Raw genomic sequence first — 24,173 nt, forward strand, 5'->3', positions numbered from 1 at the left:
TGCGTTACCAGATTAGACCTGTAACCAGAAAGTCACTGGGCCGTCATTAATTAATGACACTTTCATATCGGCAGCGAAACGGCCACGCTGGGTAGGAAGCACCTGTTCGCATAAGTCAGAAAAGTAATCATACAGACGTTCTGCATCGGTAGGGTGAGCACCGCGCGAAAAGCCGGCGCGAGTCCCTTTTTTAGTATCAGCTGGCAGAGTGAACTGAGAAACCACTAACACCTTGCCTTCCACCTGTTTGACGTTGAGGTTCATTTTACCGTCCTCATCTTCAAACACACGGTAAGTGGTCACACGCTCCATCAAACGCTTTGCTTTAGCTTCATCGTCGTCCTTCTCTACGCCAAGCAGAACAAGAAGACCCTGATCGATTTCACCAACTACTTCACCGTCAACACGGACGGCAGCTTCACTGACCCGTTGAATTAGAGCTATCACTACGCTCGTTTCCTTTATTTGCTAACTGAGATTCTGCGACCGAGTGTATCATGTCTAGGTCTTCACTCCAGTGCTCTCGTTCACCCATCGCTGCAGTCACTTCCGCTCCTAACAGCACAATCATCCAGCACAAATATACCCAAACAAACAGGATAGGGATCGCTGCAAGCGCGCCGTAGATAAGCTGATAGGAAGGGAACTGAGTAATATACATAGCGAAGCCTTTTTTACTCAATTCAAACAGAATCGCGGCCAGCGCTGCACCCACCGCTCCATGGCTAAGGTGTACTTTTTTATTCGGTACCAAAATGTACAGCCCTAAAAAAGCAAAGAAAGACAATAGCAAAGGCAACCAACGCAAAAACAGGTTAAACGCACCCGATAGGGTTTCGTTCTCTAGGATCTGAAGTGATGTCACATACGACGTGGCGGCAATACTGGCGCCGACCATAATTGGTCCGAGCGTTAATACCATCCAGTACATTGAGAAGGAAAAGACGAAGCGACGTTTATCTTTTACTCGCCATATATAGTTAAGATTCTTATCAATATTAGAGATCAGCATCAGTGCCGCGACAAATAAAAATGCACCACCAACCGCACTCATTTTACCAGTATTAGACACAAACTCTTGCAAAGCAGTATGTACGGCCTCACCAGACGCTGGCACAAAATTCTCGATAACATACCCTTGCAACACTTCACCGACATCCGAAAACACCGGGAATTTTGATAATATTGATAACAATACGGTGAGCATCGGTACGATGGACAACAGGGTGATATAGGCAAGGTAGCCGGCGTTCACATTCACACGGTCGTGCGTCAAACGCTTAAGAAGATACTTAAAGAAAGCGACGCAACTTGGTAATAGATTACTCAATCTCGCCTTGTAACTCTCTGATAACTGGTTCATAGTTCATCTCATAATTAGCATCTGGGACATAAAAAATGCCTTACTTATTAGCAATTGTACTATCAATTTTTACTTTAACAGGGTGTCAGTCTGCATATTATTCCGCAATGGAACAAGTGGGATACCATAAACGCGACATCATGGTCGATCGTGTTGAAGATGCCAAAGAGTCTCAACAAGACGCTCAGGAAGAATTCACCAGTGCGCTTGAAGCCCTATCTGCTCTGACCAACTTTGATGGTGGTGAGCTGGAAGACGTTTACAACAACATAAACGACAAATATGAAGACAGTGAGAAAGCGGCGCAAGATGTCCGCGATCGTATCGCTGCTATCGAAGATGTATCAGATGCACTCTTTGACGAATGGCAGGACGAACTCGATCTGTACACCAGTGCAACACTGCGTCGTTCGAGTGAACAGAAATTGCGTGATACCAAGGCGTCTTACAAAACCATGCTCAGTGCGATGAAGCGAGCTGAACAAAAGATGACGCCAGTTCTTAATACATTACGCGACAACACCTTGTATTTAAAACATAACTTAAATGCGAGCGCAATTGGCTCTCTACGAGGCGAATTCTCTAATCTAGAGCAAGACATTCAATATGCCATCAAACAGATGAATGCAGCGATAGCGGAATCAGATAAATTCCTGCAAAAGCTAAACCAAAAATAACTTACCTGAATTTAACACCTCTCTACGTGGAGAGGTGTTCGTTTTCTTCCTGACTGACTAAACCGGCCACCCTTTGAACAAACCTTACCCGCTCCTCTACCGTTCCCCATGGCACTTCAACCACCTGATAACCAAGCTCAGCGTAAGTGGTAACTAGGATTTGATGGATTGTCATTGCCTCTTCAAAGCTGTGGGGACGCACCTCATCCTGCACATAAATCGAGGCTTCAGGTCGACAAGTCAGCACTTGACTATGGTACCCAGCACTTTCTGTCACAAAGTCTAAGTCTACATCACAATCGCCCACTCGCAGATAAGCAATGATGTCTGGTATCGCGCGATCAACAAACGCCACTTCGTGACTCTGCGCCTGCTGTTTCTGCTCGCTCATGAGCTCAAGGCACAATCTGGCAAACTCAGGTAAGTTGTTCCAAGGTAAGATACCGCCTTCCAACTGGCTTTGTTGCTCTATTATGGTGCGAGAGCTTTCAGCGAAAGTCGCAAAGCCCTGCTCACCCAAAGCGTTCAATAACGTCGTTTTACCGGCGCCTGGACCACCCGTAATCACCATCGGTTTCATCAAAGTCTTCCCTTTCCCTGAAATACAAAAAGCCCCGAGCATAACTCGGGGCTTCTTATTAACTTAATCCGTTACAGCAGATTATTTCGCTGAACGTGAAGCACGCTTACGATCGCTTTCCGTTAGGAACTTCTTACGGATACGAATGCTTTCAGGTGTTACTTCTACTAGTTCGTCATCATCGATGAATTCTAGTGCTTGCTCAAGAGTCATCTTGATTGGCGGAGTAAGAACCTGTGCGTCATCAGTACCAGAAGCACGAACGTTAGTTAGCTGCTTACCTTTCAGTGCGTTTACTGTAAGGTCGTTGTCGCGGCTGTGAATACCGATAACCATGCCTTCGTAAACTTCTACACCGTGACCGATGAATAGGCGACCACGCTCTTGAAGGTTAAACAGTGCGTTGGTTAGCGCCTTACCCATCGCGTTTGCAATTAGTACACCATTCACACGTTGACCAATGTTACCGCCTTTGTGAGGGCCGTAGTGATCAAACGTATGGTAAAGAAGGCCAGAACCAGACGTCAGCGTCATGAATTCCGTTTGGAAACCGATCAAGCCACGAGATGGCATGTCGAAGTCCATACGTACACGGCCTTTGCCATCTGGAGACATATCTTTCAGCTCACCTTTACGCAGGCCGATGTTCTCCATGATGCCGCCTTGGTGCTCTTCCATCACGTCGATAGTGACCGTTTCGAACGGTTCCATCAACTGGCCATCTTCTTCTTTGATGATAACTTCTGGACGAGATACCGCTAGCTCAAAGCCTTCACGACGCATATTTTCGATCAGAATAGACAGGTGAAGTTCACCACGGCCTGATACGCGGAATTTATCTGGATCGTCAGTTTGCTCTACGCGTAGTGCTACGTTGTGTACCAGTTCCTTCTCTAGACGCTCAAGGATGTTACGTGAAGTTACGAACTTACCTTCTTTACCCGCGAATGGAGACGTGTTTACCTGGAACGTCATGGTTACTGTTGGCTCATCAACAGAAAGTGCAGGTAGTGCTTCCACCGCGTTTTGCGCACAGATAGTGTCAGAGATTTTTAGCTCGCCAAGACCGGTGATTGCGATGATATCACCTGCGTTAGCTTGATCAATGTCGTGACGCTCTAGGCCAAGGTAGCCCATTACTGTGCCAACTTTACCGTTACGAGTTTTACCGTCTGCACCGATAACTGTTACTTGTTGGTTTGGCTTAACGCTACCACGAGTTACACGAGCAACACCGATAACACCAACGTAAGAGCTGTAGTCTAGCTGAGAAACTTGCATCTGTAGTGGACCGTCTAGGTCAACTTCTGGTGCTGCTACTTCTTCAACGATAGTTTCGAATAGTGCTTCCATATTCTCGCCAGTTTCGCCTTCTTCTAGAGAAGCCCAACCGTTAAGAGCTGAAGCGTAAACTACTTTAAAGTCTAGCTGTTCGTCAGTTGCACCTAGGTTGTCGAATAGGTCGAACACTTGGTCCATAACCCAGTCAGGACGAGCACCTGGGCGGTCGATCTTGTTGATTACAACGATTGGCTTAAGACCATGAGCAAACGCTTTTTGCGTTACGAAACGAGTTTGCGGCATTGGGCCGTCAACTGCGTCAACGATAAGTAGTACAGAGTCTACCATCGACATGATACGTTCTACTTCACCACCGAAGTCCGCGTGTCCCGGAGTATCTACGATGTTGATACGGTAATCGTTCCAGTTAATTGCTGTGTTTTTAGCAAGAATGGTAATACCGCGCTCTTTCTCGATGTCGTTCGAGTCCATGACTCGCTCTTCAGCTTCACCGCGAGACTCAAGCGTGCCTGATTGTTGTAGCAGCTTGTCAACCAGCGTTGTTTTACCGTGGTCAACGTGCGCGATAATCGCGATATTTCTTAATTTATCAATCTGTGGAGTAGCCATGGATATTGATTCACTTAGATAGATGAAATGCCACCACGCTAAGAACGGGTGCTCTCTGGCGACATTTGCTGATTAAAAAAACGGCCATAATGTACCAGATTTTAGCAAAAAGCCTAGAAATATGTGATCTACTCCCGAGCATTTCTGCGATTTATACGCTTAATGCACGCTTTCGTCTTCTAAGCGGTGCCGTGAAGTGAACTTTCTTTACTTCAACGTTCAATACAAATTGACTATTGCTTAAAAAATGGGCTGAATAAGCGATGTGGCTGTCACATCGTGGTGCAATAAAAATAAATTGCACCACCAAAGTGCAGATAAGGATCATTATGGTGCAATGCTTTGCACCAAACTAGTATCCAAAAACACAATCCATTGAAATTAATGGAATATTTTTTTTGGCACGGTTCTAGCTTTAGAAAAAACAGCATCGGTTAATGAAAGTTTAGTTTGATTAATCAATGCCGAATTTCACATTTAAAGAATAGTTCCTAAATCGAGCTTTTACCGCTTATTTAACACTGGAGGTTATCCAAGATGTCAGTAGAAAACGTTCTATCGCTGATCCAAGAAAACGAAGTTAAGTTTGTTGACCTACGCTTCACAGATACAAAAGGTAAAGAGCAGCACATTTCGATTCCTGCTCACCAAATCGACGCAGACTTCTTCGAAGAAGGTAAAATGTTCGATGGTTCATCAGTTGCTGGCTGGAAAGGTATCAACGAATCAGACATGGTAATGATGCCGGATGCATCTTCAGCTGTGCTTGACCCTTTCACTGAAGACGCAACACTAAATATCCGTTGTGACATTCTAGAGCCTGCGACAATGCAAGGTTACGATCGTGACCCACGTTCAATCGCAAAACGCGCTGAAGACTTCATGCGTTCAACGGGTGTTGCAGACACTGTACTTATCGGTCCTGAGCCAGAGTTCTTCCTATTTGACGATGTTAAATTCGCAACTGACATGTCAGGTTCTTTCTTCAAGATCGATGACGTAGAAGCGGCATGGAACACAGGTTCTGACTACGAAGAAGGTAACAAAGGTCACCGTCCTGGCGTTAAAGGCGGTTACTTCCCAGTAGCTCCAGTTGACTCATCTCAAGACATCCGCAGCGCAATGTGTCTGATCATGGAAGAAATGGGTCTGGTTGTTGAAGCACACCACCACGAAGTAGCAACTGCGGGTCAGAACGAAATCGCGACTCGTTTCAACACGCTAACAACGAAAGCTGACGAAATCCAAATCTACAAGTACGTTGTACACAACGTTGCTCACGCATTTGGTAAAACAGCGACATTCATGCCTAAACCACTTGTTGGCGACAACGGTTCTGGTATGCACGTTCACCAATCTCTAGCGAAAGACGGTGTAAACCTATTCGCAGGTGACAAGTACGGCGGCCTATCTGAAATGGCTCTTTACTACATCGGCGGTATCATCAAACACGCTCGCGCAATCAACGCATTTGCTAACCCAGCAACTAACTCGTACAAGCGTCTTGTACCAGGCTTCGAAGCACCAGTTATGCTAGCTTACTCAGCGCGTAACCGTTCTGCTTCTATTCGTATCCCAGTGGTACCAAGCCCTAAAGCGCGTCGTATCGAAGTTCGTTTCGGTGACCCAGCAGCAAACCCATACCTATGTTTCGCAGCAATGCTAATGGCTGGTCTTGACGGTATCAAGAACAAGATCCACCCAGGCGAAGCAATGGATAAAGACCTTTACGATCTACCAGCTGAAGAAGCAGCAGAAATCCCAACTGTTGCATACTCACTAAAAGATGCACTAGCTGAGCTAGATGCTGACCGTGAGTTCCTAACAGCAGGCGGCGTATTCTCTGATGACTTTATCGATTCTTACATCGACCTTAAAGCTCAGGACGTTGAGAAAGTAAACATGACAACTCACCCAGTTGAGTTTGAACTTTACTACTCTGTTTAAGGTTCAGATTCAGACTGTGTAACGTGTAAACACAGTAGCAAAATTTTAGGCTCGCCTCGCAGGCGGGCCTTTTTTGTATTCGCCAGTCCAGAGTCGCCGTTTAACATGAGGGAATAATTACAATACGCTCAGACTCTTATTATGTGAATCAAGGGACTCAGCACCTAAACGTGAAAATATCAGTCAAAAGAAGGTGAGCTATGAAAGTTCAGCTTATTACACTCCTGTGCGCGCTCAGCAGCGTAATGACTCCCCCCGCTGTACTTGCACAAATCGCGTATATCTGGGTTGATAAAGATGGTGTTATTCACTTCAGTGACACGCCTAGTCAGGGTGCAAAAGCCATTGCTCTGCCTAATTTGGAAGCTCCAGCACCTGAAGTCGAAACTACCGAATCACTTGCACCACAAGTGAACAAAACGTCTGCAGAGACCGAAAAAGTACCTCAAACTCAACCTGAAAAGCCCCAGCCCTTACAACTCACTATGCTCAGTCCCGCGCATGACGAAACACTGCGCAGCAATCGTGGACGGATTAATATTCAACTCGAAACCAATCGTAAACTCGGCATTGGAGAACAGTTACAACTTCTACTTGATGGAAACCCTTATGGGGTACCACAAACTCATCTGAATTGGCAGCTAAGTGATATTGACCGAGGGACTCACACTCTTTCGGTCCATGCCAAGCGAAGCGGCAAGCTTATTGCATCATCTAGCCCTATAACGGTGCATTTACATAGAGCAAGTATCAAGCCGACCGTAAACGGGGCAAAGTAGAGTTTTTGGTGAAAATAAAGCATCACAATGAAGCTTTTCACTTTTTCTTCTTAGTTTTATTGGCCATACTCAATGTTCCATTGCACCATTATTGTGCGTCGCACAGTCTTAACGCAAACAAGGACATAATGTGGATACCAATCTTCCTAGTGCCATTCTCAACAATATGGTTACAGCAACGCTGATTCTCGATGATGGCTTGGCGGTCCGTTATGCCAATCCAGCAGCAGAGCTGTTGTTTTCACAAAGTGCTAAACGCATTGTCGAGCAGTCGTTATCTCAACTTATCCAACATGCCTCGATGGATTTGGCCCTGCTCACTCAACCACTACAGAGTGGTCAAAGCATCACCGACAGCGATGTCACTTTCATTGTCGACGGAAAGCCTTTGATGCTGGAAGTGACGGTGAGCCCGATAACCTGGGAAAAGCAGCTGATGCTATTGGTCGAAATGCGCAAGATTGACCAGCAACGCCGACTAACGCAAGAACTCAACCAACACGCACAACAACAAGCAGCCAAGCTTCTTGTGCGTGGTCTGGCACATGAAATTAAAAATCCATTAGGTGGGTTGCGGGGGGCAGCACAGCTACTGGAAAAGATGTTGCCAGATCCATCCTTAACGGAATACACCCATATTATTATCGAACAAGCCGATCGCTTGAGGGCCTTAGTCGATCGCCTGCTTGGCCCTCAAAAGCCAGGTAAAAAGACACAAGAAAACCTCCATCAGGTTTTGGAGAAAGTCCGCCAATTAGTCGAACTTGAGTCACAACACTCTATCACTATTGAGCGTGATTATGATCCAAGCCTGCCAGAGATTTTGATGGATGCGGACCAAATAGAGCAAGCGATGCTGAACATCGTCAGCAACGCGGCACAAATTCTTGCGTCTCAAGAACACGGAATAATCACTATTCGCACCAGAACGGTGCACCAAGCCAATATTCACGGTAAACGCTGTAAATTAGCCGCACGTATTGAGATCACCGATAACGGGCCGGGCATTCAACCTGAATTACAAGATACGCTGTTTTACCCAATGGTCAGTGGCCGAGAAGGCGGTACCGGACTCGGGCTGTCTATCTCACAGAATTTGATCGACCAGCACAACGGAAAAATCGATGTTGAGAGCTGGCCTGGCCACACCAATTTCACAATTTATTTGCCGATCTGACCAAGTTTAGCGTTTAGCTATGGGTCAGTTTTACGGTTTTGCTGCAAGGACTAGTAGATGAGTAAAGGATATGTTTGGGTCGTTGATGACGACAGTTCAATTCGCTGGGTGATGGAAAAAACCCTTTCTTCAGCCAATATTAAGTGCGAAACCTACGCTGATGGGGAAAGCGTATTAATGGCACTAGAACGCGAAGTTCCTGACGTTCTGGTTTCAGATATACGTATGCCGGGCATCGATGGCCTTGAGCTTCTCAAACAAGTTCAGCGCGACTACCCGGACTTGCCCGTCATCATTATGACCGCTCACTCCGATCTGGACGCGGCAGTTAACGCGTATCAAAAAGGCGCATTTGAATACCTGCCAAAACCGTTTGATATTGATGAAACCCTGACTTTAGTCGAGCGCGCTATCGCTCACAGTCATGAAAATAAACGAGTGCAGATATCACCAGAAGATATCCCTGCCGAAACACCAGAAATCATCGGTGAAGCACCGGCGATGCAGGAAGTGTTTCGCGCGATCGGCCGCCTTTCCCGCTCTTCAATTTCAGTATTGATCAATGGTGAGTCAGGCACCGGTAAGGAGCTTGTGGCTCACGCGCTGCATCGACATAGCCCTCGAGCCAGCAAACCTTTCATTGCACTTAACATGGCAGCAATCCCGAAAGACCTGATCGAATCCGAACTGTTTGGCCATGAAAAGGGCGCGTTTACCGGCGCGAACAATGTTCGCCAAGGCCGATTCGAACAAGCGAATGGCGGTACGTTATTTCTGGATGAAATCGGTGATATGCCACTGGATATCCAGACTCGTTTACTACGCGTTCTCGCTGATGGTCAGTTCTATCGTGTTGGTGGTCATTCACCGATCAGTGTTGATGTCCGTATCGTTGCGGCGACTCACCAGAACCTGGAAAGACTGGTTCATGAAGGCGATTTTCGTGAGGACTTGTTCCACCGTCTGAATGTTATACGCGTTCAAATTCCGGCACTGCGTGAACGTAAGCAAGACATAGAGAAACTGACTCAGCACTTTCTGCTGCGTGCCGCAGACGAGCTTGGCGTAGAAACCAAAACACTGCACCCATCTACGGTTGAAATTCTCAATCGATTGGACTGGCCGGGCAACGTGCGTCAGCTAGAGAACATTTGTCGCTGGTTAACGGTGATGGCCAGTGGTAGTGAAATATTACCGAACGACTTACCTTCAGAACTGCTGCAAGAAAAGAAAACCATTGCTGACTCTACACAAGGTAGCTGGCAAGAACAATTGGCGGACTGGGCACGTCAATCACTGGCTGCAGGAGATAAAGAACTGCTTTCTTACGCATTACCAGAATTTGAACGTATTTTATTGGAGGCCGCGTTAGAGCACACTAAAGGTCACAAACAAGATGCCGCTAAAGTTCTAGGTTGGGGACGGAATACACTCACCAGAAAATTAAAGGAGCTGTACTGACACTTTTATTAATAATACGGCATCACTGTCACACAATATTAATAAATATATCAGTACAATATGGCGCACCACCCTTTTGTGATTAGACTATGTCTACTGCTAAGACTCAAATTACACTGCGTACCGCTGTTCTCATCCCATTTGTGATGATTTTTCTACTGTCTATCGGTGTAATGGTCTACGTACAAAAGCAAAACTACGAAACGGTGGTGGCCGACATCAGTGAGAGGCAACTGTCGGTTTTGACCGAGAGTGTCCACGAGCATCTTAACGGCTTTCTCCATGAACCTTTTAGTGCCGTAACGACGCTCGCTCACAGCGTCAACCATTACAGCCTCTTCGACCCTATTTATTCTGAACAGATTCAAACTTACCTGCTAAGCGCATTTAAAACGCTTTCTGAATCTATCCCACAACTGGATGTGCTAGCCTTTGGCTCTGAAAGTGGTGACTTCACCGGTTTTCGTCTTGAGCCCTCTGAAAAATACACTTTGATGCTTCAAAGCCAACAAACTGATGGCGCTCTGGTTATCTATGGAACCAGTCAGGCCAGTGACGATATACGTTCAGTCATTACCTCTTATGACCCACGCAACCGACCTTGGTACCAACCCGTAGCCAAAAGCCAAAGACCGATGTGGTCAGAGATTTATAGTAACTCCGATGAACGACAAGACATCACTTTGTCAGCGATGGCGCCGGTGTATCTTAGACAAGAGTTGGCCGGAGTATTGGTCGCCGATGTCCGGCTTAATACCTTTAACAAATTTCTGCGCGAAGTCGCACAAAAGACCAAAGCCTCAGTCTTTATCATGGATCAGGAGCACCGTTTGGTTGCGCACTCAGGAGTGGGTAGTGTCATCTCTTGGGGTACACGCTTTTCAGACAAAGGACAGCGCTTATTTGCCTCAGAAAGCTCGAGCCCAATCATTCAAATCAGTGCCGAACGCGTCCGAACATTCGACCTTTATCAAACTGATCAAACGTTTACCTTAGTCTTTGACCACAACGGACAACGTATCTTCAGTCGCCTCACACCCTATGATGATCAGAACGGTATAAGGTGGTTTATCGGTACTTCTATCTCCGAGCAAGATTTACTCGGAATGCTGCCAAATAACCAAGAAAAAAGCTGGCTCGTTGGCATTATTGTCAGCTTGATAGGCATTGCGATCTGCTGGGTCATTTTCAATCGTATAACAAAGCCAATCAATACCACAGCGGCAGCAGCGCTCCAGCTGGCTAAAGGCGATTGGTACAGTAGCCTGCCCAAACCAGGCTATGTGTATGAGACCACAGTGCTGGTTCAGGCATTTAATGACATGACAACAAATCTAAAGACATCATTTACCGCCTTACGAGAGCAGTTGGTTTATGACTCACTTACGCGTTTATACAGCCGCCAAGGTTTGGTAGAAATGTGTTATCACTGCCACGGAACGCTATTTTTACTCGGTATCAACCGATTTAGGGACATCAATGATAGTGTCGGTCACCATAATGGCGATCAACTTCTGATAGACATCGCGGAAAGGCTTAAAAAACAATTTAAGGATGATACGTTGCTGGCTAGGATAGGGGGCGACGAGTTTGCCATTTTTGTACCCAATGCACATAAAATTAATGATGTTCGGCTGATAGAGCGTCGTTTACAACAGCTGTTTGCAACTCCGTTCATCACACAAGAAGAAGCGGTCGTCATGAAAATTTCGCTTGGTATTGTGCAAACCAAGCAAGGCGAAGACATGTCTCTATGGTTGCGCAATGCCAGTATTGCACTGAGTTACGCCAAACAGGACGCTCTCACTGGTGTTTGCCATTACAGCCCAGAACTCGCCAGTGCCTCTAAATTTCGCACTAAGATGCTGACCAAAATTCAAACCGGAGTAGAAAACCGAGAGTTCATTCCTCATTATCAACCAATCATAGACTTGGCAACTGGCAACATCTGTGGTGCCGAAGCACTGGCGCGCTGGCAGAGTGAATCTGGCATGATTTCACCATTGGATTTTATTCCTATCGCAGAAGAAAGCGGGATGATCAAAGCGATTGGTCAACAGATTCTGTTACAAGCTTGCCGTGATACCTACATCGCCATCGAAAATAAACAGTGGCCATCAGACTTTCAATTACACGTAAATATCTCTGTTAACCAACTTTCCTGTCCGGATTTTGTCGATAGCGTCACACGTGTTTTAGCGTTAACTATGCTTCCTGCCAACAACCTGACATTGGAGATCATTGAGTCACGCATCATTGACAGCGGACCAACGACGCTGGAGAACATGACAAAACTGCGTGATATGGGCATAGGTATCGCGATAGATGACTTCGGCACTGGCTACTCGTCGTTGGGCTATTTACATACCCTACCGTTCACGTGCCTGAAAATAGATCGCACATTTATCAGTCAACTAAACCAAGAGAATCTAGAGAGTTCCGTGGTCGCAGCCGTACTTAAAATGACTGCCGGACTTAAAACCAGCGTGGTCGCAGAAGGGGTAGAAAACGCTTCTCAGGCTCAACTGCTGCATTCCATGGGTTGCCATCAGGTGCAAGGTTTCTATTACAGCCGCCCTATGCCACTAGAAGAATGGCCAACACATTTAGTTAACATGAAGTAGAAAAGAGCGATAATCGCTGATTTCCTGGTCACGCTCTACTGACAATCAACCAAACTGTTAATTATACTTAACTGCAAATCTTCCCCATGTATTGTCACAGATGATGTTTGGGCCCTGTTCCAGTTCATAACTATCCGGATCGACATAATGATAACTAAGCACCTTCCTCTCACAGATTTGCACCGCCACCTAGACGGCAACATTCGCACTCAGACTATCCTAGATCTTGGCCAACAATTTGGCATGACACTACCTGCGTACGACGTTGAATCTCTAACGCCACACGTTCAGATTGTCGAAGCGGAGCCCTCTCTTGTTGCCTTCCTTTCAAAGCTTGACTGGGGCGTAGCGGTATTGGGTGATCTAGACGCGTGTCGTCGTGTTGCGTACGAAAACGTGGAAGATGCGCTAAATGCGCAAATTGATTACGCGGAATTGCGTTTCTCGCCTTACTACATGGCGATGAAGCACAACCTGCCAGTAGCCGGCGTTGTCGAAGCGGTTGTCGATGGTGTTCAAGCAGGGATTCGTGATTTCGGTGTCAAAGCTAATCTGATTGGTATCATGAGCCGTACATTCGGTATCGATGCATGCCAGCAAGAGCTGGACGGTATTCTGAGTCAGAAAGACCATATTGTGGCGGTTGACCTTGCAGGTGACGAACTCGGTCAACCAGGTGATCGTTTTGTTTCTCACTTTAAACAAGTGCGAGACGCGGGTCTTCACGTGACTGTTCACGCTGGCGAGGCTGCTGGTGCAGAAAGTATGTGGCAAGCAATCAACACATTAGGTGCAACGCGTATCGGTCACGGTGTGAAAGCGCTTGAAGATCCAAAATTGATGGACTACCTAGCAGAAAACCGCATTGGGATTGAATCTTGCCTGACATCAAACATTCAGACCAGCACCGTTGCCTCACTGGCGAATCACCCGCTAAAACAGTTCCTTGAACATGGTGTTCTTGCATGTCTAAACACCGATGACCCAGCTGTTGAAGGTATCGAACTGCCGTACGAATACGAAGTCGCTGCTCCAGCTGCTGGTTTGAGCCAAGAACAGATTCGTCAGGCGCAAATCAATGGCCTTGAGTTGGCATTCCTGTCAGACGCAGAGAAATCTGAGCTGAAAGAGAAAGTGAAAGATCGCGTCTAATCGCAGCAACTAGAGACAAAAATGCCAGCATCTGCTGGCATTTTTTAGTCGGAATAGGTAAGTACTCAATATCCACTCATTTGTGTCATTCCGAGGAGCTCTAGCGACATCAGGAATCTACCAACAACAAACTCACAGTCAAAACTAACGCCTTTAAAGCTAACACACTCGGAGAGTAGATCCTGAATCACGCTCCTTCGTCGCTATCCAGGATGACCGAAAAATATGACTACACTATTCGTTACTAAACGTTCTGTGGCATTTTTTGTATCCGGAATCTATCGAGTTTTAAATCACTCGAGAGAACTGCTGCTGACGAGCCTTCGCACGGAGGTACTTATCGAAACTCATACAGATGTTACGGATAAGCAGACGACCACGTAAAGTGACACGAATTTCGTTGTCATCCACTTCGACCAGCTCATCATTAATGAAGGTTTGTAACAGCTCCAGGTCTTCTTTGAAGTACTGATTAAACTTAACCTTAAACTCCGACTCAATGGCTTTTTTATCCAGTTTAAAGTTACAGATCAGTTGCTTAATCACTTCACGGCGTAGTAAGTCATCCGCATCCAGCGAGACGCCTTTCCAAAGCGCATGGCGCAGGTCATTCACCTGAGCGTAGTACTTCTTCAACTCTTTTTGGTTCTGCGCATAAGCATCACCAATCATCGAAATCGCCGAAACGCCAAAGCCGACTAAGTCACACTCACCTTGTGTGGTATAACCCTGGAAGTTGCGATGCAGCACACCTTCTCGCTGGGCAACCGCAAGTTCATCATCGGGCTTAGCAAAGTGATCCATACCGATAAACTGGTAGCCTGCATCGGTTAACGTTGCGATAGTGTCTTGCAAAATCGCCATCTTTTCTTCGGCTTGTGGCAGGTCTTCATCTTTAATCTTACGCTGAGCGGCAAAAAGTTGCGGCATGTGAGCGTAATTGAAAACCGAGAGACGACCCGGCGACATTTCAAGCACTTGTTCCAGTGTCTTAGCAAAAGACTCTTTGGTCTGCTTCGGCAAGCCGTAGATTAAATCCAGGTTTGTCGAGCGGAAGCCCAAGTCTTTCGCACGTGCCACCATATCAAAAATGAACGTTTCATCCTGCTCACGGTTAACCAGTTTCTGGACTTCTTTGTTAAAGTCCTGAACACCGATACTTAAGCGGTTAAAGCCTTCGCTACGCAGGTGATCCAGCATAGTAAGCTCAATTTCTCGCGGATCGACTTCGATGCTGATCTCAGCATCATCACTGAAGAAAAATTCCTGGCGAAGTAGATTCATCACACGTGTGATCTGTTTTTCAGATAGGAACGTTGGTGTACCACCACCAAAATGCAGTTGCGTTACCGTTCGGCCCGCAAGCAATGAAGCACGTTGACGAATTTCGTGCTCTAGAACATCGAGGTACTCATCGGCTTTATGCGAGTGACGAGTAATCACCTTATTACAACCACAGTAGTAGCAAAGCTTATGACAGAACGGAATGTGAACGTACAACGACAATGGACGATCAGGGTACTGAGCGCATGCCATATCATAATCAGAAATGGTAAATGCTTCATGAAACTCTAATGCTGTTGGGTATGACGTGTAGCGAGGACCGGAATAGTTGTACTTATCCAATACTGCTTGATCCCAAACGACTTGTTGTTTCGATTCAGTGTGTTGATTCGACATGGTGGTACTTTCCGTTAAATGTTAGAGTGACAAAAACCGCCACCCAATACCCAGATCTGTGTATTTTGCCACACGATAGTGATAACCGCGGTAATCACTTTTGGCTTTTTAATTATAAAACCAAAGAAATGTTAGCGTGATCACGATAACCCCAGCAGCCATAAAGCATTACTGGGGGAAGCGAGTTCAAGCAATCAAGTGGCTTTCTGATGGCTAGATCATCTGAATATTAATTTGATTATTCAGTGGCTGGACGTTTTTCTTCAACAATTCGAGTTCTTTAACGATCGACTCGGTTAAGCGACTTTCCGCTTTTTGACGAGCCAAGGTCTGTTGCATACGCTCTTTTTTGGCAAGTTGCTGGCGATCTTCACCGCGCGCCATATCTTTCACAATATGATAAAGCTCAGAAATTGCAGGATACGTTTTGTCAAAATCGATGCGGTCTTCACCTTGAACATAGTCCATGATGCAGTAAACACGAATACTGATTTCCGACAAATCGCACTGGCCTTGAATGCCTGCCTGACACAAGGTATGCACGTTCTCAAAAATGTTGGCGTTACGTTTATCAATCGCCAGTTTTTGATGCTTCAGCTGCAATTCCTTTTGCTTTTTCAATTGAAGCAGAAGGTAACCTGCATAAGAAGCCAGAGCAATGATGATCACCGCTCCTGCAATTGCTAATAAGGTTACGTTCATCGCTTAATTATCCTTTGTAGTCGTCGAAGTTGATATCATCAAAATCCGCAAGAAGATCATCGTCATTACGAGAACCTTTTGCAGCAGGAGCAGTAAAGTCATCTTCTTCTTCCGGTTCTAACAGACCGAGTTGGTCCATCAACTTCTCGATGCGATCCAGCTTCTCGTCTACGTATTTTTGTAGACCGGTACCCAGATTCTCACCCGCTTCGATACGATCCAACAACACATTCAATTGTGCATCGTTTTCCAGCATCTCTAGCTCTTGTTCTGCAGACAGACGACGCTCTTGCTTGGTCATCTTCTTCGCTGGCTCAACAATCAGAGGGATCTTCTTCTTGCTGCCTAAACGTGGGTCACGATTTTGTGCAGCGGCGCGTTGCTTCTGCTCGTTTCCTTCCGAGTTGCGGTTGCCCGTTTTCAAACCTTTGCGCTTTTTCGCACGCTTACGTAAACGGCCTTCCACGTCTGATTCAGTACGGTTACGAGTGACAATAACATCAGGTGCGCCTGTGGCACCCGGCTTTCTAGATTTTTTACTACGGCTCATTACTGGGTCTTCCTCAGTAAAATTACATCATTACCAATAAATTCAAGTTCGAGCTTATCCCGCTCAGCTAGGAACTGGAACGTTTCACGGCTAAAAAACACCACATGCGTTGGGTCGTTCTTATAATGCCACGATTTGAAAGCCTCTGCGTCGATGACCATTTTTGTCATCAGGCCAATCCAGCCCCCCGGCTTAACTAAATTCAACCATTGCTTCCACACCATATCTGGGTGGTAGAGGTGCTCAATCACCTCCGTTGCTGTCATGAAGTCATACTGCTTTTCTAGCACCGAAGTATCAGGGTGATAATAAAGATCGTATAACGCCATGCTGTGGCCCGTTTCTTCTAACATCAGAGAAAGCGTCGGGCCCGGACCACAACCAAAGTCGATTCCGTTCGATTGTGGAGAAATTCGCTCTGTCATTGGATCAGCTATTCGCGACAAAAAGCGTCTGTATCCCATATCTGCGGGATTGTTCTCATGCAAATCATAGTGAGCTTTTTCGGTATCTGCATCCAAACGTTGGTCTGGATTTACAAACACCAAACGGCACTGTTCACATTGAAGATACTCGCGACGCTTATCTTCAAAATAATGGTGAGTGTGCTGATTGTGGCATAAAGGACAGGTATGCATGCTGACTTCCTCAAACAGGGATGCGAAACATACCAGAAACTGAACTCAGATTGGAGTGTTACTGAACATTTTTTCAGCAGTTTTTACTAAAAAACTCTGATTCTGATGCGACATCGCCTGCTGAGAGAGTTTCGATGTCAATTTCATTGTAAAAGAAATAAAAAAAGCGACAGTTAAACTGCCGCTTCCTAATGCCATCTTATGTGGCGAAACTGTGTTGCACGCATTGAGTGCACCAATAATCCTTTTGTTTTTCGAGCTTTCCTTGCCAAAAAGTGTTGTTTTTCATCTTCCTGATGAATTTTGGCTATCCATTAACTTCCTGTCTTCTGGGCGACTTCCTGTGCCTGATCCTTTTCACTGTCTTAACCGTCAGACGAGATGACCATCCTTATCCGGCAGGCTCCTTGCCTACCCAAATCCTTTTGCAGCAACCAAGCATCCCTAGCTTGAATCCCTGAGACCGAAACCTTGGTCTATATTTCCCTGTGTTCACCCCCTTGTGAACAACTTCTACTTTACGCCGATCAAACCTTGCGACAAGTCGAGCACAGAAAAAAAACGTATCATTTTTTCCACTCCCGAAAAAAGGCATTATTAATCATGAACTTAAGATTGTTTGAAGAGAAAAAGGCAACAACAAGTATGGCAAATATCTCACAAACTGCCGAGCTAGATATCTACTTAGCTGATTGAGTCGGGTGTGAGCTGCATCACCAACAAAAATGCCCCGACGAATTCGCCGGGGCATTTTGTGAAACATTGCTCGAACTATGTAGGGTTATCAGTTATCAGTGCAGACCGCCAACGTATTGCGACAGGACTTCAATATCTTCATCTGTCATTTTCTTCGCGATATCACGCATCATGGCATTCATATCGTTACCACGGCTAGCATCACGGAATTTAGTTAACTGAGCTTTGATGTAGTCAGCATGCTGACCAGAAATTTTAGGGAAACCTGAAAGCTCAGTACCGTTACCACGTGCACCGTGACATGCAATACATGCTGTTAGACCACGTTCGGCATCACCAGCAGTGTAAAGCACTTTGCCTTTCTCAACGACGTCTTCTGGCGTTGAATTCTCTGATGTTGGCAGAGAAGCATAGTATGCGGATAGATCGGCGATGTCTTCATCGCTTAGCGGCATGGCCATACCACTCATGACGGGATCGTAACGACCTTGCTTACCACCGCTTGTCATACCTAACTTAAGATCTTGTAACTGTTTTTCAAGATACTTAGCGTGTTGACCAGCAAGTTTAGGATACATTGCGATTGCACTGTTGCCATCTGCACCATGACAGGCGACACAGGTTTGTGATTTTGCTTTACCAGCCTCAATACTACCTTGGGCCCATACTGAGCAGCTGGCTAAAACACTCAAAATTAGCGCTAATTTCTTCATGACATTCCATTATAATTATCAAGCTTCCAGTACCACGGAATGTGAACATACCGTGTACACTCATGGTACAATAGGCGACCTCATGCCGAGCACGGTTATTTTACACAATTTCACAAAAAAGTAATCAATCGACTACACAAAGTCGAGATGGAGTTAACAGTGAGCGTAAAAATTCATTACCAAAATACGCATTTCATCACCAGCGCACCCGATATTCGCCACTTGCCGGAGGACGAAGGTGTCGAGATTGCGTTTGCAGGACGCTCAAACGCTGGTAAATCGAGTGCACTTAACCGTCTGACTAACCAAAAAAGCTTAGCCAAGACATCAAAGACACCAGGTCGTACCCAATTAATCAACCTTTTCAAAGTAGAAGAAGGTTGTCATATCGTCGACCTACCGGGATACGGCTTTGCTCAAGTCCCAGTAGAGATGAAGAACAAATGGCAGAAATCTTTGGGTGAATACCTGCAGAAACGCGAGTGTCTAAAAGGCTTAGTGGTTCTGATGGACATTCGTCACCCAATGAAAGATCTCGACCAGCAAATGATTTTCTGGGCCATTGATAGCCGTATTCCTGTCCAGGTACTGCTAACCAAAGCAGACAAACTGAAAAGTGGTGCCCGTAAACAGACACTCCTTAAGATTCGTAAGCAAGTTGAAACTTTCGGTGGTGATGTCGACGTGGATGTATTCTCTTCTTTGAAAGGGTTAGGTGTCGATCAATTACGTGCCAAACTGGATACTTGGTTTGCGCCTGCACTGGCACATCTTATCGAAGAAGACGAGCTAGAAATGCCAGAAAGCAATGAAGAATAGTTAACAATTTTTGTTAAATTTTATGACATAGCCCTGCCAACCCGTTGGTGGGGCTTTTGTTTGTCTAACAGATAAGAAAGGAAATGACAGAAAATAAAAATCCCCACCTTCCTGGCAGGGATAACGGGAGAGAAAACTTGGTAGTTGTTATTATGCTGAGAGCATTACTGAACTATTAAATGATTTCAATAGCATAAAAAGCCCCCAGATTTCCGTACCCTAGTCTCCCCGTCATACCCAGCCAAAACAAAAGCAATAAAATTCAGAAACTTAAAATAAAAACAATTGTAATTATTAACGACTTAGTTTCCGTCAAGAAAAAATCAGAATGTGATTGGCGTAAATTTACAGGATGGATATCAAGGCAATAGAAAGGAAAAAGCTAGAGTGGTCAGAGAGTTACAAGGAGTGAAGATGGAAGCAGAGCAAAAAAACATAACTGATTGTTATAAAATAACTTTTCTTTCGCCCAATAAAAAACGCCCCAGTCAAAAACTGACTGGGGCGGCTGAATCAGCCTAATCCAATAACGTGAAACAAAAGGTCTGAAAGATAGAACATCTTACCTCTGTACCCTACGAGTATTAATGTACAACAATTGGTCAGAATTGCAAAGAATTTTTGTAATTTTTTTTCATTAAATTTTTATTAAATGACATTAAACTCCAGATTGGCCTTGCTTTTTTAATACCAAAAAAAAGCCAGCGTTTGTGCGCTGGCTCATATTAAAATAGCTAAATCGATTTAAAATTGACTAGTGCGCCTGATCCCAGTTGTCACCATGTCCTGCTTCTGCAACAAGAGGCACTTTCAGCTCCGCTGCGGATTCCATCAATTTCTGTACTTTACTTTCAATTTCGGACAATGATGACTCTTCCACTTCCAATACCAGTTCATCGTGTACTTGCATCAGAAGTTTCACTCGACCGTTACCTTCAGCCTGAATCCATTGGTCAACAAGCAACATCGCTTTCTTAATGATGTCTGCCGCTGTACCTTGCATTGGCGCATTGATCGCCGCACGCTCAGCCGCTTTACGACGCATCCCATTACGAGATTTAATTTCTGGTAGGTGCAAACGACGACCAAAAATGGTTTCAACATAACCTTGATCGGCTGCAGCGCTGCGCGTGTCTTCCATATACTGCATCACACCAGGGTAACGCTCGAAGTACTTATCCATGTAAGTTTGTGCTTCTCCACGTGGGATACCTAACTGTTTCGCTAAGCCGAACGCACTCATACCATAGATAAGACCGAAGTTAACCGCTTTCGCTCGGCGACGCTGTTCACTAGATACTTGATCAATACCCACGCCCATGATTTCAGCGGCAGTGGCTGCGTGAATGTCTTTACCATCGCGGAATGCATCAAGCAGAGCCTGGTCGCCAGACAGGTGAGCCATAATACGCAGTTCGATTTGCGAATAGTCGACCGCCAGGATTTTGTAACCTGTCGGTGCAACAAATGCCTGGCGAATACGGCGTCCCTCTTCATTACGGATAGGAATGTTCTGTAAGTTTGGATCAGTCGATGACAAACGACCCGTCGCCGTTACCGCTTGATGGTAAGAGGTATGTACGCGTCCTGTGGTTGGATTAATCATCTTCGGCAGCTTATCGGTGTAAGTCGATTTAAGCTTCGCCAGACCACGGTATTCCAGGATAAGTTTTGGTAGCGGGTAATCTAATGCCAACTCTTGCAGAACTTCTTCATTGGTCGAAGGCGTGCCAGATGGTGTCTTTTTCACTACCGGTAAACCCATTTTCTCAAACAGGATAGCTTGCAGCTGTTTTGGTGAGTTCATGTTGAACTCTTGCTCTGCAATTTCGTACGCTTTTTGTTCCAACTCTTCCAAGCGTGCGGCAATTTCTACTGACTGAGCGCCCAACTTCATGTCATCAATCAAAACCCCGGTGCGTTCAATACGAGAAATCACAGGCACAAGTGGCATTTCGATCTCTTCGTAGACCGACTTTAGCTTGTCGTCTTGCTCAATATTGGCAAACAGACGGTTGTGCAGACGAAGCGTGACATCCGCATCTTCTGCTGCGTATGGCGCCGCTTGGTCAAGTTCGATTTGGTTAAAGGTCAGCTGTTTTTTACCTTTACCTGCAATCTGTTCGAATGAGATACAGCTATGCTGAAGGAAACGCAGAGCCAGGCTGTCCATATCATGCTTACCGCCTACGCTGTTGTACACGTAAGACGCTAACATGGTGTCGTGCTTGATGCCTTTCATCTCAATGCCGTAGCGAGCTAAAACAGAAGCGTCGTATTTCAGGTTCTGACCGACTTTGGCTTGTGACTCATCTTCTAAGATAGGTTTTAACTGCTCTAATACCCAATCACGATCTAACTGCTGTGGCGCATCAAGGTAGTCATGAGCAACAGGCACATAAGCGGCGATGCCTTCATCAATTGCAAACGAGAGACCAACCAGATTCGCCACCATGTAGTTGAGGCTGTCGGTTTCAGTATCGAAAGCGAACAATTCAGAGGCTTTGAGTTTTTCTAACCAAGCACTAAAAGACGCTTCGTCTAAAATAGTTTCGTACTGGCTACGATCAATCGTCACCGCTGACGTTTCCATCTCAGCATGAGAAGAAGCAGACGATGTGCGTGCAGACCCAGCCATTTCTACCGCTTCAACAGAACCAGAGCCGCCTTCTAACAGTTCATTTAACCAAGACTTAAACGTCAGTTGACCATATAACTTGATCAGCTCGTCTTTGCTTGGTTCTGCTTTGAGTAGTGATTCCGGAGTTTCTTCCAGCTCAACATCAAGCTTAATGGTAGCGAGTTCGTAGGACAGCATCGCATTTTCTTTGTTGTCGACCAGCTTCTTCGCCATGGTTTTTGAACCACGGAAGCCCAATGGAGCAATATCATCTAAGTTTTCGTAAAGCTTCGTCAGGCCACCAATACCTTGCAACAGCGCAGTTGCAGTTTTATCGCCCACACCCGGCACACCCGGAATGTTGTCGACTTTATCACCCATTAACGCCAGGTAATCGATGATCAACTCCGGTGGAATACCGAACTTTTCAATCACACCTTCACGATCCATCACAACATTGGTCATGGTGTTGATCAGGGTGATATTGTCATCCACCAACTGCGCCATGTCTTTATCACCGGTGCTGATCAAGACTGGCATACCTTTTTGCGATGCCTGATAAGCCAAAGTACCAATCACATCATCAGCTTCTACGCCAGGAACACAAATTAAAGGCAAGCCCATCGCGCGAATCACATTATGTAACGGCTCGATTTGACAACGAAGATCATCCGGCATTGGCGGACGATTCGCTTTGTATTCTGGATACATATCGTCACGGAAGGTTTTACCCTTCGCATCAAAAACCACTGCAATACGATCAGACGCAAACTGACGCATCATACTGCGTAGCATGTTGACTACACCGTAGACTGCATTGGTTGGTATTTCACCATTACTCATTGTGCCTGGGTAGGCGTGAAAAGCGCGATATAAATAAGAAGAGCCGTCGATAAGAATCAGCGGATTTTCAGGAATACTTGCCATAATTGTCTGTATCCAAGTCAGTACTTAAGAGATCTGCTTAGGATGCCATGACTACTGATCTGAATCTATCTTGTTCGCTCGATCCAGATCGCGTAAATATTTCGAGCAGATACACTAAAAGAGCACAACCCCTGTGGATAACTCTGTTCATATTATTTATCCACTGGTTATACAAGATTATAAAACAAAGAAAACAACCAAACTAAGCTACTAATAACATTAAATAATTTTATTTTAAGATGAAAAGATCAACGATCTAAAAATGATCATCAAATGTGGAAAAGTTATAAATCGTGGCGTCAAATGAAATCGTAGAAAAGAAAAAAGCGACCCAATTGGGTCGCCTAGCAGAAGTGGTAAAGCAATTTTTATCAAGCTGCTTAACCAAGAAGCTATAAATTACACTGGAAGCAATGTGAGCAATGTCGTGTCAAAAAGAGTTCGTGCAAGTTCTTAGAAACTGTTTCATCACCTTCTCAACACCAGTTAATCAACTTCTGTTAATCAACAACTATTAATAAGTAAATCAACGTCCTTGTGAACCTTTCCTCATTCCCTAAGACAGGTTTAATAATAATGATTCTCATTTGACTGTCAACAATTAAATGAGAAAAAATCTCATTTATTTTCAAATCGCTTTAATGAAGTGCACTCTAGATTCGCGAAGATTTACATTTTCTTCAAACTTTTCAATGATATACCCATTTCTCAGCAACAATCTAAGCATAGCTGGAAACTGGTTACGAGACTTCACTTTAAGGGTTTTATAACCTTGTTCAGCAACCCACTCTTCCTGGGCCTCTAACAACATTTGTGCAACCCCTTCATTACGAGCCTGAGGAGCTACGCCACCAAACCAGCTGTAAAAAGTATCATCATCCAATTCATACCCAATTTTGAAGCCCAAAATGGAGCTGTTCTTTTCTGCCACCAGAATCAAGCTATTTTTATCGCCGAGACGCTGTGCCATAGACTCGATTGTTTCTTCATTGGTAAACTCTTTCACACGGGTTACCACTTGAAGTGCCTCTTCCAACGTGCCTTCACGAATCAGCATTGTCATTGTTCTTTCTCCAGAAATAAAATACCCAAGCACCTTGGACTGCTGCTAAATAAATAAGCCTTATTTGATCCGCCAGAGGTTACTTGGGTATATA

General features: G+C 45.3%; 19 protein-coding genes. 8 read left to right on the top strand and 11 right to left on the bottom strand.

The genetic code is table 11. The features are described from left to right. Positions 1-12: 12 nt before the first annotated feature. Complete coding sequence (dtd, locus tag OO774_RS14995) at positions 13-447, bottom strand: D-aminoacyl-tRNA deacylase (RefSeq protein ID WP_264903394.1); 435 nt, start codon at positions 445-447, stop codon at positions 13-15. Then, positions 419-1,363 carry a virulence factor BrkB family protein gene (locus OO774_RS15000; protein ID WP_264903395.1) on the bottom strand — a complete coding sequence of 315 codons (945 nt, stop codon included), beginning with the start codon at positions 1,361-1,363 and terminating at the stop codon, positions 419-421. Before OO774_RS15000 ends, dtd begins: the two co-directional genes overlap by 29 nt. 35 nt (positions 1,364-1,398) lie before the next feature. Here OO774_RS15000 and OO774_RS15005 point away from each other — a divergent pair, with 35 nt between their 5' ends. Continuing rightward, positions 1,399-2,040 (top strand): DUF2959 domain-containing protein, encoded by a 642-nt coding sequence (locus OO774_RS15005; RefSeq protein ID WP_264903396.1) that lies wholly within the window; start codon positions 1,399-1,401, stop codon positions 2,038-2,040. Between the two features lie 22 nt (positions 2,041-2,062). On the opposite strand, the gene OO774_RS15010 is transcribed toward OO774_RS15005, so the two are convergent. Together OO774_RS15010 and typA are read right to left on the bottom strand one after the other, a co-directional pair. After that, positions 2,063-2,620, bottom strand: coding sequence for an AAA family ATPase (locus OO774_RS15010; RefSeq protein ID WP_264903397.1), 558 nt, complete (start codon positions 2,618-2,620; stop codon positions 2,063-2,065). 81 nt (positions 2,621-2,701) lie between these two features. Then, entirely contained in the window at positions 2,702-4,531 is a 1,830-nt protein-coding gene (gene typA / locus OO774_RS15015) for a translational GTPase TypA (RefSeq protein WP_264903398.1), read from the bottom strand. Between the two features lie 537 nt (positions 4,532-5,068). On the opposite strand from typA, the gene glnA reads away from it, so the two are divergent. The 6 genes from glnA (at position 5,069) to add (ending at position 13,671) form a co-directional block, all read left to right on the top strand. Continuing rightward, positions 5,069-6,478: a glutamate--ammonia ligase gene (gene glnA / locus OO774_RS15020; RefSeq protein ID WP_264903399.1), complete on the top strand. Its 1,410-nt coding sequence runs from the start codon at positions 5,069-5,071 to the stop codon at positions 6,476-6,478. Positions 6,479-6,678: 200 nt separating this feature from the next. Further along, positions 6,679-7,257, top strand: a complete 579-nt coding sequence (locus OO774_RS15025; RefSeq protein WP_264903400.1) for a DUF4124 domain-containing protein — start codon at positions 6,679-6,681, stop codon at positions 7,255-7,257. Positions 7,258-7,387: 130 nt separating this feature from the next. Beyond that, complete coding sequence (glnL, locus tag OO774_RS15030; protein WP_264903401.1) at positions 7,388-8,434, top strand: nitrogen regulation protein NR(II); 1,047 nt, start codon at positions 7,388-7,390, stop codon at positions 8,432-8,434. A gap of 57 nt (positions 8,435-8,491) precedes the next feature. Then, positions 8,492-9,895 (top strand): nitrogen regulation protein NR(I), encoded by a 1,404-nt coding sequence (gene glnG, locus OO774_RS15035; protein ID WP_264903402.1) that lies wholly within the window; start codon positions 8,492-8,494, stop codon positions 9,893-9,895. Positions 9,896-9,984: 89 nt separating this feature from the next. Beyond that, positions 9,985-12,519, top strand: coding sequence for a GGDEF and EAL domain-containing protein (locus tag OO774_RS15040; protein WP_264903403.1), 2,535 nt, complete (start codon positions 9,985-9,987; stop codon positions 12,517-12,519). Positions 12,520-12,666: 147 nt separating this feature from the next. Further along, entirely contained in the window at positions 12,667-13,671 is a 1,005-nt protein-coding gene (add, locus tag OO774_RS15045; protein WP_264903404.1) for an adenosine deaminase, read from the top strand. A gap of 288 nt (positions 13,672-13,959) precedes the next feature. Here add and hemN read toward each other — a convergent pair whose 3' ends face one another. From hemN to OO774_RS15070, 5 genes are all read right to left on the bottom strand, one after another. Next, positions 13,960-15,351, bottom strand: a complete 1,392-nt coding sequence (hemN, locus tag OO774_RS15050) for an oxygen-independent coproporphyrinogen III oxidase (RefSeq protein ID WP_264903405.1) — start codon at positions 15,349-15,351, stop codon at positions 13,960-13,962. 213 nt (positions 15,352-15,564) lie between these two features. After that, positions 15,565-16,053, bottom strand: coding sequence for a DUF2489 domain-containing protein (locus OO774_RS15055; protein WP_264903406.1), 489 nt, complete (start codon positions 16,051-16,053; stop codon positions 15,565-15,567). Between the two features lie 7 nt (positions 16,054-16,060). After that, positions 16,061-16,603 (bottom strand): Der GTPase-activating protein YihI, encoded by a 543-nt coding sequence (gene yihI, locus OO774_RS15060; protein WP_264903407.1) that lies wholly within the window; start codon positions 16,601-16,603, stop codon positions 16,061-16,063. Further along, complete coding sequence (locus OO774_RS15065) at positions 16,603-17,241, bottom strand: class I SAM-dependent methyltransferase (protein ID WP_264903408.1); 639 nt, start codon at positions 17,239-17,241, stop codon at positions 16,603-16,605. Before OO774_RS15065 ends, yihI begins: the two co-directional genes overlap by 1 nt. A 791-nt stretch (positions 17,242-18,032) precedes the next feature. Next, positions 18,033-18,650: a cytochrome c4 gene (locus tag OO774_RS15070; RefSeq protein WP_264903409.1), complete on the bottom strand. Its 618-nt coding sequence runs from the start codon at positions 18,648-18,650 to the stop codon at positions 18,033-18,035. 159 nt (positions 18,651-18,809) lie between these two features. On the opposite strand from OO774_RS15070, the gene yihA reads away from it, so the two are divergent. Beyond that, positions 18,810-19,469: a ribosome biogenesis GTP-binding protein YihA/YsxC gene (gene yihA / locus OO774_RS15075; RefSeq protein WP_264903410.1), complete on the top strand. Its 660-nt coding sequence runs from the start codon at positions 18,810-18,812 to the stop codon at positions 19,467-19,469. A 754-nt stretch (positions 19,470-20,223) separates the two neighbouring features. On the opposite strand, the gene polA is transcribed toward yihA, so the two are convergent. Then, entirely contained in the window at positions 20,224-23,016 is a 2,793-nt protein-coding gene (polA, locus tag OO774_RS15080; protein ID WP_264903411.1) for a DNA polymerase I, read from the bottom strand. 628 nt (positions 23,017-23,644) lie between these two features. Next, the gene (locus OO774_RS15085) at positions 23,645-24,079 is read right to left on the bottom strand and encodes a GNAT family N-acetyltransferase (RefSeq protein WP_264903412.1); all 435 of its coding nucleotides are present in this window, start codon (positions 24,077-24,079) and stop codon (positions 23,645-23,647) included. Positions 24,080-24,173 lie beyond the last annotated feature (94 nt).

The sequence above is a fragment of the Vibrio sp. STUT-A11 genome, assembly GCF_026000435.1.
Classification (GTDB): Bacteria; Pseudomonadota; Gammaproteobacteria; order Enterobacterales; family Vibrionaceae; genus Vibrio.

What these genes read in the sequence shown, in the direction of transcription:
- glnA (WP_264903399.1), top strand. Translation starts at nt 5,069, where the DNA reads ATGTCAGTAGAAAACGTTCTATCGCTGATCCAAGAAAACGAAGTTAAG.
- OO774_RS15005 (WP_264903396.1), top strand. Translation starts at nt 1,399, where the DNA reads ATGCCTTACTTATTAGCAATTGTACTATCAATTTTTACTTTAACAGGG.
- hemN (WP_264903405.1), bottom strand. Translation starts at nt 15,351, where the DNA reads ATGTCGAATCAACACACTGAATCGAAACAACAAGTCGTTTGGGATCAA.
- OO774_RS15065 (WP_264903408.1), bottom strand. Translation starts at nt 17,241, where the DNA reads ATGCATACCTGTCCTTTATGCCACAATCAGCACACTCACCATTATTTT.
- polA (WP_264903411.1), bottom strand. Translation starts at nt 23,016, where the DNA reads ATGGCAAGTATTCCTGAAAATCCGCTGATTCTTATCGACGGCTCTTCT.
- glnG (WP_264903402.1), top strand. Translation starts at nt 8,492, where the DNA reads ATGAGTAAAGGATATGTTTGGGTCGTTGATGACGACAGTTCAATTCGC.
- OO774_RS15070 (WP_264903409.1), bottom strand. Translation starts at nt 18,650, where the DNA reads ATGAAGAAATTAGCGCTAATTTTGAGTGTTTTAGCCAGCTGCTCAGTA.
- OO774_RS15025 (WP_264903400.1), top strand. Translation starts at nt 6,679, where the DNA reads ATGAAAGTTCAGCTTATTACACTCCTGTGCGCGCTCAGCAGCGTAATG.
- typA (WP_264903398.1), bottom strand. Translation starts at nt 4,531, where the DNA reads ATGGCTACTCCACAGATTGATAAATTAAGAAATATCGCGATTATCGCG.
- OO774_RS15055 (WP_264903406.1), bottom strand. Translation starts at nt 16,053, where the DNA reads ATGAACGTAACCTTATTAGCAATTGCAGGAGCGGTGATCATCATTGCT.
- OO774_RS15085 (WP_264903412.1), bottom strand. Translation starts at nt 24,079, where the DNA reads ATGACAATGCTGATTCGTGAAGGCACGTTGGAAGAGGCACTTCAAGTG.
- OO774_RS15040 (WP_264903403.1), top strand. Translation starts at nt 9,985, where the DNA reads ATGTCTACTGCTAAGACTCAAATTACACTGCGTACCGCTGTTCTCATC.
- OO774_RS15000 (WP_264903395.1), bottom strand. Translation starts at nt 1,363, where the DNA reads ATGAACCAGTTATCAGAGAGTTACAAGGCGAGATTGAGTAATCTATTA.
- add (WP_264903404.1), top strand. Translation starts at nt 12,667, where the DNA reads ATGATAACTAAGCACCTTCCTCTCACAGATTTGCACCGCCACCTAGAC.
- OO774_RS15010 (WP_264903397.1), bottom strand. Translation starts at nt 2,620, where the DNA reads ATGAAACCGATGGTGATTACGGGTGGTCCAGGCGCCGGTAAAACGACG.
- yihI (WP_264903407.1), bottom strand. Translation starts at nt 16,603, where the DNA reads ATGAGCCGTAGTAAAAAATCTAGAAAGCCGGGTGCCACAGGCGCACCT.